The organism is Epilithonimonas zeae (assembly GCF_900141765.1).
In the GTDB taxonomy this organism is placed as follows: Bacteria; Bacteroidota; Bacteroidia; order Flavobacteriales; family Weeksellaceae; genus Epilithonimonas; species Epilithonimonas zeae.
The window spans coordinates 1,220,398-1,234,863 of sequence record NZ_FSRK01000001.1 but is presented as its reverse complement, the minus strand read 5'-3'; the positions used below and the strand labels follow the sequence as shown (position 1 = coordinate 1,234,863).

Annotated in this window: 8 protein-coding genes; all 8 read right to left on the bottom strand. The window is 35.6% G+C overall.

Annotation, left to right across the window (positions count from 1 at the left end; genetic code table 11):
* Nucleotides 1-117: 117 nt before the first annotated feature.
* Nucleotides 118-1,206, bottom strand: a complete 1,089-nt coding sequence (rhaT, locus tag BUR19_RS05640; RefSeq protein WP_074233904.1) for an L-rhamnose/proton symporter RhaT — start codon at nucleotides 1,204-1,206, stop codon at nucleotides 118-120.
* Nucleotides 1,207-1,525: 319 nt separating this feature from the next.
* Nucleotides 1,526-2,689 carry a glycoside hydrolase family 88/105 protein gene (locus tag BUR19_RS05635; protein ID WP_074233903.1) on the bottom strand — a complete coding sequence of 388 codons (1,164 nt, stop codon included), beginning with the start codon at nucleotides 2,687-2,689 and terminating at the stop codon, nucleotides 1,526-1,528.
* Between the two features lie 9 nt (nucleotides 2,690-2,698).
* The gene (locus BUR19_RS05630; RefSeq protein WP_317041447.1) at nucleotides 2,699-4,585 is read right to left on the bottom strand and encodes a rhamnogalacturonan lyase; all 1,887 of its coding nucleotides are present in this window, start codon (nucleotides 4,583-4,585) and stop codon (nucleotides 2,699-2,701) included.
* 314 nt (nucleotides 4,586-4,899) lie between these two features.
* Nucleotides 4,900-5,703, bottom strand: a complete 804-nt coding sequence (locus tag BUR19_RS05625; RefSeq protein WP_074233901.1) for a lacto-N-biose phosphorylase central domain-containing protein — start codon at nucleotides 5,701-5,703, stop codon at nucleotides 4,900-4,902.
* A gap of 141 nt (nucleotides 5,704-5,844) precedes the next feature.
* Entirely contained in the window at nucleotides 5,845-8,616 is a 2,772-nt protein-coding gene (locus tag BUR19_RS05620) for a glycosyl hydrolase (RefSeq protein ID WP_074233900.1), read from the bottom strand.
* Between the two features lie 252 nt (nucleotides 8,617-8,868).
* Nucleotides 8,869-10,191, bottom strand: a complete 1,323-nt coding sequence (locus tag BUR19_RS05615) for a rhamnogalacturonan acetylesterase (RefSeq protein WP_074233899.1) — start codon at nucleotides 10,189-10,191, stop codon at nucleotides 8,869-8,871.
* A 1-nt stretch (nucleotide 10,192) separates the two neighbouring features.
* Entirely contained in the window at nucleotides 10,193-13,048 is a 2,856-nt protein-coding gene (locus tag BUR19_RS05610) for a glycoside hydrolase family 2 protein (RefSeq protein WP_074233898.1), read from the bottom strand.
* Complete coding sequence (locus tag BUR19_RS05605; protein ID WP_074233897.1) at nucleotides 13,048-14,424, bottom strand: rhamnogalacturonidase; 1,377 nt, start codon at nucleotides 14,422-14,424, stop codon at nucleotides 13,048-13,050. The genes BUR19_RS05610 and BUR19_RS05605 overlap by 1 nt, the downstream gene beginning before the upstream one ends.
* Nucleotides 14,425-14,466 lie beyond the last annotated feature (42 nt).

Sequence of the window (14,466 nt, the reverse complement as noted above, 5' to 3'; positions counted from 1 at the left end):
AAAATTAATACTTAAAAACAAAAACACTGATTTTTGTCAGTGTTCAGTGTTAATTCAATTTAAATTGAAAATAATAAGAATATTGAATAAGAAAAAATTGTTGAATTAATATTTGATTTATCGTAAAGAATTACCATACCCTACAATGAGTATAGAGATAAACATTACCAGCATTCCTAATACAATAGTTGAAATTGTTTTTTTGGAAACGCCTTTCCATTCTTTGATTATTACACCCCAAAGATTGGCAATTAAAATAATGAATGCCATATGTAAAATCCACGAACTAGGTCCATTTCCCATTTTACTCTCTCCCATCCCGTAGAAGAAAAATTGTAAAAACCACATTGTTCCGGCTAATGCACAGAAAATAATATTCTTTACAAATGGGACATTTTTCTTGGTATAATCGGTATAAGATTTATTTTTAAATGAAAGATAAAGACATCCGATAAGGTTAGAAGCCATTCCTCCCCAAAGTACAACCACATAAGTTACATTATTCTGAAAAAGAAATTCTCCCTGATTTGGATTGGCCAATTTCCAAGCTTCGTTGGCCACGTGTGCCATTGGTTTCCCTGCTTCCAGACCAAAATTAAAACAAGCACTCAGAACTCCTGAAATAATGGCTACAATCAATCCCAAACCAAATTTATATTCTGTCTTCACTTCTACACCGTGCGGGTCGATAGAATCGGTTTGAAGTTCTTTGTCCTTCATTACACCAGCTTTACCACTAATGACAATTCCGACAATACAAATCAACAATCCTAAAAGAACCATTTTTCCCCAATCACTGGAAAGCATCAAACCGATGTTGTCTTTTCCCGCTTGTGGATAGAATTCATAAAAAATGGAAGGAAGAAGCGAACCAATTACCATCGTCAATCCTAACATAATACTGCTTCCCAAGGCAACGCCCAGATAACGAACGCCCAAACCGTACATAAAACCTCCAATTCCCCAAAGTGCACCAAACAAAAATGTCAATCCTAAAATTGATGAATTTTCATTTTGGATAATTTCCCAGAAATCAGGAATGGTAAGAAAAGCGGCTAAAGGTGGAACAATAATCCACGAAAACACACCTCCAATCAACCAAAAAGTTTCCCATTGCCAGCCTTTTACTTTTTTATAAGGCAAATAAAAACTGCCTGATGAAAAACCTCCTAAAAAATGAAAAATAACTCCTAATAATGCATTCATAATATTATCTTATCGATTGAATTTGAAAATTAACAAGATGTAATCGATTGCGCATCTTGTACTGTCATGTGTAATATTTTGAAAAATAAGACTTTTTCTATTGTCTCGTAGAGATTTTTTAACTCATTACTTTATTGATAGTTATATCTGTTTTTTACAATTTTAGAACTTCTAATTATTTCCAAATTTTAAACTTAAGCCGTGATTATTTCCAATTTAGAATAAAATATTATCACTTAATTTATATTTAACCGCTATAAACAAAAAGACCTAACAAATTCTCATTGCTAAGTCTTAATTATCTAACGAAAGTAAAATTCTATTTTAGTTGATAAACCTCGCTTGCAGCTAACAACAAACACCCTAATCCATAATCTTCAAAATCAGGAACTTTGTCAATCGCTAAAGGCTGCCCATCCTTCGGCTCCTTTCCAGTCCCCTGAACCCAGCCTAAAAATCCGTTCGGTTGAACAGAATCTTTCACAATTGCATTCCAAGCTTTAGTAAGAACTGGCAAATATGTTTTTTTATCAATCAAACCTTTATTAATTCCATACGCCATTCCATAAACGAAAAGCGCTGTTCCGGTCATCTCTTTCCCGCCGAAATTGGTTGGATCGTGAAGACTCACATTCCAAAAACCATCCTCTCTCTGAATCGGAAGCAAAGCCGATAAAAGGTCTTTGTAATCCTGCAAATATTCCTGATAATGCGCATCCGACTTAGGCGTATCTTCCAAAGTTCTCGCTAAAGCCGCAACAACCCAACCGTTCCCTCTGCTCCAATAACAATCTTCTCCATTCGGTTCTGCGTAAGGCGGAACAAAACTTTTATCTCTCCACCAAAGTTTATCTTTTGCATTGTACAAACCATTTCCGCCGTGTCTATATTTGGTGAAAGCGTACATCTCGTAATTCTTGTCAAAATACTTTTGCTCACCTGTAATTCTACCTAACTTCGTAAAAATAGGCATCGACATTTGAAGGGCATCAATCCACCACCAATCATCAACTTTTGGAGTGGCAATCATACTGTCCATAGCAGCTTTTACATTTTTAATTCTTTCAGGATTTTTTCTTCCGTCGATTTCGTAAAGGTCAAGATAGGTTTGTCCGCAAGCCTGATGGTCTGCATTTCGGGTGTATGTTCCACGCTGTAAATCCCAATTGTGATTGTTTGCCCACGACATTGCATAATCGTAATACTCTTTCTTTGGGTCTACTGAATATAAAGCCATCAATCCTTCATAATAAACCGCTCTCGTCCATAGATTACTTGGCCAGACTTTTTTGCCGACAATATCTTTTTTGGTATCCGGCCATTTGTCCATAAAATATTGATTGGCACGTTGAGCGACTTCCAGAACTTCTTTCTTGTCAGGAATTTCAACTTTGTTTACCGAGCTAGATTTTTGAGTTGAACAAGAGGACAAAACTCCAATGATCAAGGCGAAAAATCCATTTTTAATTAATGATCTTTTCATATATATAATTTATTTATCAATTTTATTTAAAGATTTTATTGTTGTCACATTAGGTTTTGGCATTTCCTTCAAAGATTCATCTAAATAATAATCGGTATGCGGAGGCTGATTGTACCCTACATTTTGCCATACAATACTCAAACGATATTGCGGATTATGCATCAAAGTGTACAATCTATGCTTCGTTGGAATTGTTGTAGAAAAAATTCTCAATTCCTGATTGTCGGCTGTTCTGTAAATCACTTCTTCTCGCCAATCTCCATATAAATCTGCAACCAAAGCCGGATTTTTCTTAGTCCCGTTGTTAGACTCACACTGGAAAGTTTTAGCATCAAATATTAAATTAGACTTTTCTTTTTCCCAATCCCATTTTGAAACGACAGTTCCATCTAAAATTTCACTTAAAAAATCACCATCCCAATAAATTCCCATATTAGCAGGAGGATTTTTACTGCTTATTTTTTTTCCTTTGGTATTGTAAACTCCTTTCAGTCCAGCTCCGGCAGCCCAAGATTCTGAACCTTCGTAACGAGGGTCAATATTCAAAGATAAACCTCTTCCCGGACCCTGAAATTTTCCCGCTTCACTGTAAACTGTTGACGGTAATTTCCATAAAACTTTTCCTGTTTTTCCATCTCTGAAATGCGCTCCTGCATCATCAAACCTCTCCTGAATATCAAAAATTTCCAATCCCGGATTGGTCGGGTCTAAGTCTCCAACGTGCAACGCATCGCCGTGACCAAAACCTGTGCTGTTCAACACTTTTCCATCGTCATCCACAGTCATCGCTCCGAAAACAATTTCGTCTTTTCCGTCGTTATCAACGTCTGCAATGCTTAAATTATGATTTCCTTGACCGCGGTATTTTTTATTTTCTTCCGAACTTTCGGTATCGAAAAGCCATTTCAAACTGAGTTTTTTATCTTTATAATCCCAAGCTGCAATCGCCGTTCTTGTATAATAACCTCTCGACATAATCACACTCGGTGTTTTTCCGTCAAGGTAAGCAACTGCTCCTAAAAACCGGTCGATGCGGTTTCCTTTGGCATCTCCCCAAGTTTCGGTCATTTCTTCGTTAGTTGGGTTTAAACTTCTAGCAAATCTTGGAACCTGATAATTAACGGTATTGATTTCTGCTCCGGTTTGTCCGTCAAAAACTGTCAGATATTCTGGTCCGGAAAGAATCATTCCGTTTTCGTTGACGTAATTTTTGGTCGGGTCTCCAATAAATTTTCCTTTTCCATCTTTACTTCCGTCGGCAGTTTTCATCACGATTTCCGCTTTTCCGTCCTGGTCTAAATCATATACCAAAAACTGCGTATAATGCGCTCCTTCTCTAATATTTTTTCCTAAATTAATTTCCCACAGAAACTGTCCGTTCAGTTTATAAGCCTGAATAATTGGCGGGTCAGTTTCTCCTTTCTGACTGTTGTCTTTCGAACGTCCTGTTTGATGAAGGATGATTTCGTATTCTCCGTCACCATCCAAATCGGCCACTGAAGCATCATTCGGAGTGTAACCAGTTGGTGTTTTCAACGGAATTGAAAAATAAGGTTTTTGATTTGCTGTATATTTTGCAAAATCCTGGTCAACTTCCTGATGTTGTGTATTTGATTTTACGAAATAGGTGTAATTTTTTCCTTTGTCAGCGGTTTTATCTAAAAAATTAGTCTCGTTGAGCAAAGGTTTTGCATTCAACTTTTTAGTCTGATTATTTTCTGTACGATACACATCGAAATGCGTATTCTGAGCTTCCGTTCCCAGCAAACGCCAACTCACAAAAACGCCTGATTCTGCAGGAATCGCAACAATTCCTCTTTTCAGGTATTCCATTTGTCTTTGGGCAAAGAATGTCTGCGAAAGAAAAATGGCGGATGTAATGAAGATATATTTCATTTTCATAATTCTATATCAATATCTAATTATTTTTATGTTTTGACGAAATGCTTTTATAACTAAAATTTTCACAATGTCATTCTGACGAAGGAAGAATCTCATTAAGTTAGTTTAGATTCTTCACTCCATTCTATTTCGTTCAGAATGACAAATGCTGTAACAATAACATTTTAAACGTTGAATCTATCGCAACCCGACTTGAGCGGAAATCCTTTTTACGCAACGAAGTGGAGTGAAAAGATTGGGAGCGGAAGGCGGATTAAGTTGCCCAAATCATTCCAATTCTTCACATTCAATCGATTGCACAAATTGGTTTATTTTTTAGAAACCTGCTTCAGCAACCATTTTACCCATTCTTCAGTTCCCTGATAATTGGTGAAATCTGCCGGAAGTTTTTTGCCGTCGATATATTCATTGTAACACCACGGGTCGCCCAATGCGAAAACAGTTCCCTTGCCGAATTTTGCAATGGCTGCGATATTTTTACCTTCCGCCGACAGCAATTCTTTTGCCGGACTTTTCACAGAAATCGTCGCCACTTCTTTCATATATAATTTTTGCTCAGAGAAAATCTCATTTCCAGCCGGAACCATCACTTTTCCTTGTTCAAATTCTCTTTTCTGGACTCTGTTGTAACTGTCTTCGTTGAAATGAATACCGAATTTTTCTGATAAATGATTGAAATGTTCGAACTCAGAATTTCCTTTATCATTGCTTAGCAAAACCAAAACACCTCCTTTTTCTACCCATTTTACTAAATTTTTAATAGATTTTGCATCAATCAAATTGGCTTTTCCACCGTACGCTTCTTTGTCGATATCGGCATCTACAATGATGTAAATATTAGCGTTTTTTAAATCATTTTTTGAAGGAGCTGTTGTTAATGTACTGATTTCCGCACCCTGCTTTTGGAAGATTTCACCCAACAAAGAAAATCCTCCATTGGTTGTATCATTCCAAGTATAATGAGAGGATTCCAAAACTTTGGTTTCTTTATTTTCCTTTTTTTCGTTGTTGAAAAAGTTGTCTAAAACAACTTTTGGTTTGTTTTGAGCATTGGAAAATCCGAATGTTAGGAGCGTTCCTAATGCTAATGTTTTTACGATATTCTGCTTCATATCTATTTATTTTAAATTATTTGTTGGTTTTTCGCAAAGACGCAAGTTAATGAGAAAAATACTTTTTTAAGGCGCAAAGATTTTATCTTCGATAAAATTGTTTTCGGAATTTTTCAACAAATAATATTTCATTTTTATAATTTATTTTGAATAATGAATTGGAATTAATTGAATTTCGCCATCTAAACCTGAAGGTTGTACTTTCCAGTTGGAAGCGTCGAACGGTTTGTAATCGATGTTCACAAAATTGATTTCGTGATAATTTCGCCACTGGATTTTATTCTGGTCCATATAGCGGATTCGGTTTGCCATCAGGTTTGAAACTTCAATCTGAATGGTATTTTTTCCTTTTTTCAAGTATTTTCCGACATTGATTTCATATGGAAGACTCCAAACAATTCCTGCATTTTGTCCGTTGATGATGACTTTTGCACTTTCATATAATTTGTCGAATTTCAGTACAAAATCATCGGCTTTTTTATTTAATTTAAATGAAGTTGTGTAAACTCCCGTTCCTGAAAAACTCTGTGTTGACAAATCTTCTGTGAAATTAGTCCACGGTTGAAGTTTCTCTAAAGTTTTTGATTTCGGAAGTTCAGGACCACCTTCTTTGAAAGTTAGTTGCCAAGATTGGTTTAAAACAATTGGAGCATCTGCTTTTTCAATATATTTCCATTTTGAAATCGAATTATCCGGAGTTTCTGATGTTTTAATAATTAAAGATTCCCCTGATTTCAACTGAACTTTCACTGAATTATTCTGTGTTTCAGCAACACCGAAATCTCCATTTTCAGGATTCATCAGCGCCACTTGTTTACCTGTAAAATTTATTGGAATATTTTGATTAATTTCTTTCGAAGTGTGATTGACGATATAATAATATTTTCCGCCATCGAACTTTCTTCTGACAAATTTCAATCCTGTATCCGTTAATTTTTCTCTTTCGATTTTTAAATATTCCAACGCTTTTTCAACATCGGAACTCAACACTATTTTTCCTTTTCCGAATGTTGCTGATTTTAAATTTCCGTCTTGCTGAAAAGGAATTTTAGTCCATAAAGATTGTAATTCATTTCTTCTTTTTTCAAATTCAAAAAATCCCTGAACGTCTTTTGGTTCGCTTTGGAAAATCACCGAAGCGCCAGTTTGAGCTAAGTCTAAAATATTTTTTAAGGTTGATTCAGAGAAATAATTCAGTTGAGGAATAATTAAAACCTTGTAAGAACCGCCATTTTTTGAAACCTGAATATTCTGATTTTCAAACTTCGCTTCTCCAATCATTTTATCCGAAATCATATCCAGAGAATACCCTGATTTTCCTAATTTCTCAAGATTTTCATAGAAAACTGTCGGATGCAGCCACTTTTCAATATTATGAATTTTAAACGCCACATCTTTTCCTTTCGGACTTGCCCATTGGTCGTAAACAGGCCAGTACATCAGGATTTCATTATCCGATTTTCCACTTTGTAAAACAGATTGCGTTCTTTCGATGTAAGAATTTAAACCTTTAATATTTGGCCACAAACTGTTTTCAGGAACGAAATTCGTCGAAGCATAAAACAACCATCCCGGAAACTGAACATCAGCCGGTGTGTAAGTCGTTCCGTGGTAAAAAATATGATTGATTCCTGATAAAAAAATCTGCTCGGATTCAGGCTTTACCTGTGACCAAGACGTTTTGAAATGCTCCGTCAACCAAGTAAAAGATTCATTGGAAATCAAAGGTTTTCCGGTAATGTTTGCCGAAGAAGAAGCAAATTTCAACATATTAATATCGGGAACTTCCTTTGTATTGATGTCTTCCACATTCCTTTTCAAACCCTGAATATCAAATTTTGTACTTCCGAAAGTTTCAGATTCAGGAATATCAACTGCAGCATATAAATCAAGTAAATTTCCCGGCGAACCGTGTGCCTGATTGGTATTTTTTGAGTTTTTGGAATGCGCCCAATTTGTGAAATTATCCGTGAAATTATTCAGAATCAATTCACTCATTGTTTCACGGTAATCCGATTTTATCCTTCCGGCAATTTCACTTTCTTCATCGCTAACCAGATATTTGATATACTGACTTACATCGTAACCTCTTCTTTTCTTAAATTCTTCTTTAAAATCGGCAGTCCAGTCTGCGCCATAAACTTCATAACTGTCATTAAAAAACGAGCGAATTCCATAGTTTGAATTTCCAAAAGCTTTATCGAAAGTTTTCAGATAATCCTTCGTGGCATCGGGAGAAAAATGGTCTAAAGTATAGCCATCGCCACCCGGAGCAGCACGTTTTACTTTCTGCAAAGTTTTACCTATAAAAACTGCGTAGAGCGTCCATTTTCCAGAGGTTGGTTTCCAGTTTAAAGTTCCGTCCTGAGTTACTTTATCTGTTAAAACTACAGCTTCATTTTTTTCATTATAAGCGGTAACAATATCGAGTTTTATGGTTTTTAAATTCTTCTGCTTTTCGTCTTTTATAACAATCTTTTCAGAAAATTTTTCATTTGGCTGAATGCTGTAAGTCTGGACAATCATTTTTGTTGCAGCATCATTTTCATCAACCTGTGGTCCGCCAATTGGCCAGCCTGTTCCGACTGCCATATCAACGCCCATTTTCAGACTTTTCGCTTTATCTGTCGTGAATTGCAACATTTTCATCCATTCCGGAGAAAGGTAATTGATGTATTGGTTCTCAAATCCTTTCGCTCCGTAAATCGGGACAATTTCTACTCCACCAAAACCAGCTTTGGAAAGCGTTGTTAATTGTTTGTCCAAACCTTTTTCGTCAACGGCACTTCCCATCCACCACCAACGCGTCCACGGCTGAGCGGTGTTCGTCGCTTTTGGCCACGGATTTTGTGCGGAGAGATTTCCGAAGGCAAAACAGAGAACGCTAAGTTTGACTATGTTTTTAATTTTCATTTTTCAACTTTTTATTTAACCACGCTTTAAATTAACCACAAAAGTCACAAAAGATTTTGGACACGTTAGTTATTTTAAGTTTGTGATTCGACTTTTGAGAAGAACACATTAGCTTTAAAAATCAAAGATTTTTTTTAAAATCTGTTACTGATTTCGCCCTTTCAGGGCTTGCTCACATTCTTTTTTATTTTATCATTGGGCTTCACCCAATGGTTTTGAAAGTCGTCCTTTCAGGACTTTTTTTACATTAGATTAATTTCCATCAGGCTTCAAAGATTCCATAAAAACAGATTCCGGCCAGTGGAATTTTTCTACATCATCGGGTTTATTTGGGTTAAAATTTTTATAATTTTTTGAAATATATTTCTTTAAAGGTAAATTTTGGTCAACGATAGATTTCACGACACATTTCGCCAATTCATAAGCTCCGTAAGGATTAAAATGTGTATCGTCTGCCAAAGCATTCGGTTGGTTTAGATAAGAATTTGCGGGATAATGAACAAATGCTTTCTTCGCCGTTTCCGGTCCCATCGCTTCGAATAATGTTTTGCTTAATGCATTCAAATCAATTAAATCAACTTTTTCTTCTCTTGCAATTTTCCGAATCGCATCAGGAAAATCGTCTAAAGTGTTGACAATTTTATTGTTTTCATCAAAAACTCTGCGGTTCATTGAAGTCACCAAAACCGGAATTGCTCCCAATTGTTTGGCTTTTTGAATCCACTCTTTTAATCTTTTTCTGTAGCCGGATTTTGTGCTATTTCCCGCTTTTTGATCGTTGTGCCCGAATTGGATAAAGAGATAATCTCCGGATTTTATTTTATTCCAGATTTTATCGATTCGGTGGCGGTCTTCAAAGGCTTTCAGAGTTTCTCCACTTTCAGCATAATTCGCAATGACAACCTCATTTGGAACGAAAAAATACGGTAACATCTGTCCCCAAGAAGCCCACGGTTCATATTGCGCATCAACAACCGTTGAATCTCCCGTCAAGTAAATAGTTTTTGCCGTTTGGTTGGGTTGAATGATAACTGAGCAAATTTTCGGAGCTTTATCATTAAACTCAATTGTCAACAAATTGTCCCAATGCAGATATTTTGTTTCTCTTGGTTTTAATTTTACAATTCCGATTTTTTCGCCGTTTTGATTTCTAATAATACTGTCTTTAACGTGAACGGTGATTTGTTTTTCAAGAATTTCGCCCTTTTTAGTTTTGACGTCATTGAGCATCAAACGGCGGTTTTCTACACGAACTGTTGTTTCAGATGTTCCTTTAGAATTGCCAAGATTTAATATAATGTTATAATTTCCTTCAGGAATTGCAACTGAAAAATAAAACGGTTTGTCGCTGGTTATAAAATCTCCCTTCAAAGCATTTCCTCCGTTGTCAACAGATTTCAAACCGGAAATATCCATAAATCCATAACCGATTTTCTTATCAAATTTTGAGGTTGAAGTGATTGGAATGAAACCATTTTTAACTCTACTTCCGCCAAAATCAAATTTGAAAGTGGTTTGCTGTGCAAATATCGTTGCGCAGAAAAAAACGATTAAAAGTGAAATCCAGTTCTTCATCTTAATCTGTTAAAATGTTTTCTTTTGGCATTGTAAACTGTTTGTTTTCATCGCCTAAATCCGGCAGACCAAAATAGAAATACAAGGTTCTTTTGAATGTTCCGTTCAAATGATTTGGTTCACTTTCAGGGCCTAAAGTCGAAGTATCATTATTAATATTAAATGCCAAAACAGTTCCAAGCGGTGGAATTGCGTCAAGGAAAGAAATATTTCCACTCGGTAATTTCGGATAACCTTCTGCACCGTAAATTCCGTAAAAATCAAAAAGTCTGACGAACATTTTCTCTTCTTTCGTTCCCACCGATATTTTTCCTTCCGCAGTATTCAGTTGCAACCACGAAACATCGTCAAAATATCCTTTAAATTCAGGATAAATCCAAGGCGAAACACCAGTTCGGGTTGAATTTCTCAAATTTTGCCAGACATTATATGTTTGTCCCTGAGTTCTGTTTTTCCAAACGTGATACGGACCTTTGCCCAGCCATTTTGCGCTGATGACATAGTTTTCAGGATAATCAAAACTCACCCCAGAAAATTGATAATCTCCAGACAAAGAATATTCATAATTTAATTCTAAAATTCCGTTTGGATTGAGTTTCCAAATGATTTTATTTCCGTTTTTGTAATTAATTTCAATCAGTTGATTTTGTCCTTCTGCAAAAGATTTTATGGAAGATAATTCCATTGCTCCATTCACGAAAACAGGGCCGTTTTTGAAGGTCATTTTTTTGCCTTTTTTATCGACAATAATAGATTTTAATAAGCCGTCTTTTTTTTCAATGGCAAATTCTTTTTCGTCTGATTTTAAAATAAATTCAACATCATTTTCGACGATAGAAACCGGAAATTCTTTCGTTAAAGATTCTGAAAACTGATTTGAAATTTCATTATTCAACTTCAATTTCCAAGTCCAGGTGTAAATTTCTTTTCCGAAAGAATCGGTTGCTGTTAATAATAAACCTTCACTTTCTTTCCAGTTTTGAGGAAGATTTAAATTGACAGTTCCTTTTTCTGTCGGTTGAATATTTGGAGATTCAATTTTACCTGTTTTAATAACATCAAATCCTGATTCTGATGAAAATGGTGTTTTGAACTTGATCAATTTCCATTCAAACTGACATTCATTTAGATTGGTAAAATGATAACGGTTTTCAACAGGAATGATTCCATTAAAATCGTTTGGTAGTGTTTTCAAATCAATTTTTACCGGACTGTAAATTTCACGAATCGAATAAAAACTGCCTTCCTTTTCTCGATGTGGTCCTAAAACTCCGTCGGGAGCGTTGATTGCATTCACATCAATCTGATTGTTGAAATCTGTTCTTGCCAAACCTTCATCGGCAAAAGCCCATAAAAAACCGCCCGCTCCTTTTTTGGAGTTCCAATGTAGTTCCCAGTAATCGGCTAGTGAAGTTCCGCCACCGCCGTCGTCCTGTGCGTGTAAAAATTCGGTCGGCATATAAATATTTTCGCCTTCTAGGATTTTTTTTGTGCTGTAATAATCTTCGTAATGATTGCAGTCGATTCCGTTGAAAGCGTTTCCAGGCTTGTGATGTGCGTGAATAACGGGACGGTTTGACAAGTCGTATTTTGCAAATTCTGCATCCAAATCAAAATTATGTCCGCCTTCGTTTCCGTTGCTCCAGAAAATAATCGAAGGATGATTGGCATCTCTCACAACCATTTCTTTCACCAACTTTTTCCCGACTTCTGTACTGTATTTTTTTTGCCAACCCGCCAATTCATCCAAAACATATAAACCGAGCGAATCGCAAATTTTTAAAAACGATTTATTCGGCGGATAATGAGAGCAACGAACGGCATTCATATTCATTTCTTTGATGAGCTGAACGTCCATCAAATCGATGTTTTTGTTGACAGCACGTCCGGTTTCAGGCCACCAAACGTGCCGGTTAATACCTTTCATTTTCACCTTTGTTCCGTTAATGAAAATTCCGTCGCCTTTTCGGATTTCTATGGTTCTGAAACCGAATTTTTCTTCGGTTTGACTGACTATTTTTTTGTTTTTATGTAAACTGAATTTCGCTTTGTATAAATTGGGTGTTTCGGCCGTCCAGAGTTTTGGATTCTTAATCGAAAATTGAATCTGTTTTAAAGTATCGCCTTTTTGAATTGAAATCTTAGATTCTCCAACTAAATTATTTTTAATATCGAATAATTCTACTTTTATATTATTAGTGGAATTAATTTCATTTAAATAAATATTTGAACAGAAAGTTCCGTCTGCTCTAGTTTCAATAGCTGTTGACAAAATATGTTCTTTCGGATTTGCTTCCAAATAAACAGGTCGAAAAATCCCTCCTAAAATCCAATAATCCGCAAGACGTTCTGCATTGTTGACCGATTTATCTGCCGACATTTTGGAGACTTTTACTTCGAGAATATTTTCATTTCCAAACTTAATTTCATCTGAAATATCATATTTAAATTCATAAAAAGCGCCCTGATGAATTTCTCCAGCCGATTTCCCATTGATTTTCACTTCCGTGTCCGTCATTGAACCCTCGAAAACGATGTTGATGGTTTTTCCTTTCCAAGAATTGGGAACTGTAAACTTATGTTTATACAAACCTGTTTCATCGTGAAACTTGAAATTTTTGCCGTAAGTCACATAATCACGACCATAATTGTAAGAACCAAAACCTTGTTGTTCCCAATGAGAAGGCACGTTTATTTTATCCCAACTTCCCGATTTTCTTCCTGAATTTATCCAAAAACCCCATTCTTTGGTATGCTCTGCATCTTTCCCAGTTAAGAATTGAATTTCTTTAGACTGAGAAAATAAAAGCTGTGAACAGACACATAAAAAAGCGAATATTTTGGAAGAAAAACTCATTATTTTGCAGCAATGTCTGAGTCGTCTTTTTTATCGTAAGATTGCGTAAGAGAAGCAACTTGCTCCACTTTAATATTTTTTTGTTTCAAATTCTGAATATTATTCAAGTTTTCCATTTCAGGTTTCAGAGCTTTAACTTTAAAATTTTCAAAAGTGAAATCTTTTAAATCAAACAAATCTGATTTTTCAATGGAGAACGCTGTCTCGCAACTTAAATCTATATTTTTGACAGTGATATTATTCGCTAAACCTTTTTTAGGTCTTGCTTCGCCTTTTAAATCAAAAAACTGATTCCAGCCTTTTACATAAATGAAGGTTTTCACGTTTCCTTTAATATTGTCAACAGTCAAATATTCGTAATGTTGAGGCGTGTCAGGACGCATTTTTAGGTGTAATAACCTTGAAGCATCTTTCACGGTAGAATTTCTTAAAATGACGTTATAATTATGAATTGATTCGCTTCCGCAAGTGAGAACAGAGTGGCAAAACCCGAAAGTATTGTTTTCGATGATGATGTTTCTGTTTTCACCATTGTTCGAGTCAACATCGGCTTTTGGACCTTTTCCACCTTTTAAAGCAATCGCATCGTCGTTTACCGACATATAACAGTTTTTCACCAGGAAATTTGAACAGGCATCAATGTCAATTGCATCTGTACTTGGCGCTTTTACCGGTTCTTTCGGTGCTAAAATCGTAAGATTTAATAATTTCACAAAATGAGATTTGTAATAATGTGTACTCCAGAAAGGTGAATTTTTAACCGTAATATCTTCAATCTGAACATTTTTAGAATTTGAAACATAGATGATTCTCGGTCTCATTTCGTCCATATTGGTGCATTTAGGATTCCATTCTCTTCTTTTCCAGAATGATTTCCAGAATCTTAATCCGTTTCCGTCGAGCGTTCCTTTTCCTGAAATCGTGAAGCCGTCTAATCCATCAGCATTGATTAAAGCCGGAAAATATTTCACAGTCTGACCTTCCATTCTTGTTGTCACTACTGGAAAATCATTGATATCATCGCTTCCTTTTAGTTTTGCTCCGCTTTCTAAATATAAATGTGTTCCTTGTTTAAAGAAAAGTGAACTGATTAAAAATGTTCCTTTTGGGACAATGACAACTCCGCCTCCATTTTTTGCAGCCAAATCTATGACAGCCTGAAGTTGTTTTGTCTGAAGAACTGTACTGTCATTCTTCACGCCATTTTCAGTAAGGATATATTTTTTGCCTAATTTATTAATATCTGTTGGTTTATTTTCTTTAAACCATTTTGGGATTGCAGTTCCGTCTGGGAATCTGTCCTGACTTTTTAATCCTGAAAAAGAAAAAAGAAGTGAAAAAGTTAAGAAAAGCTTTGATATATTTTGAAATGTCATAATCGATTTTGTGTAGCTAATAAACGAAAATAAAAGTATAGT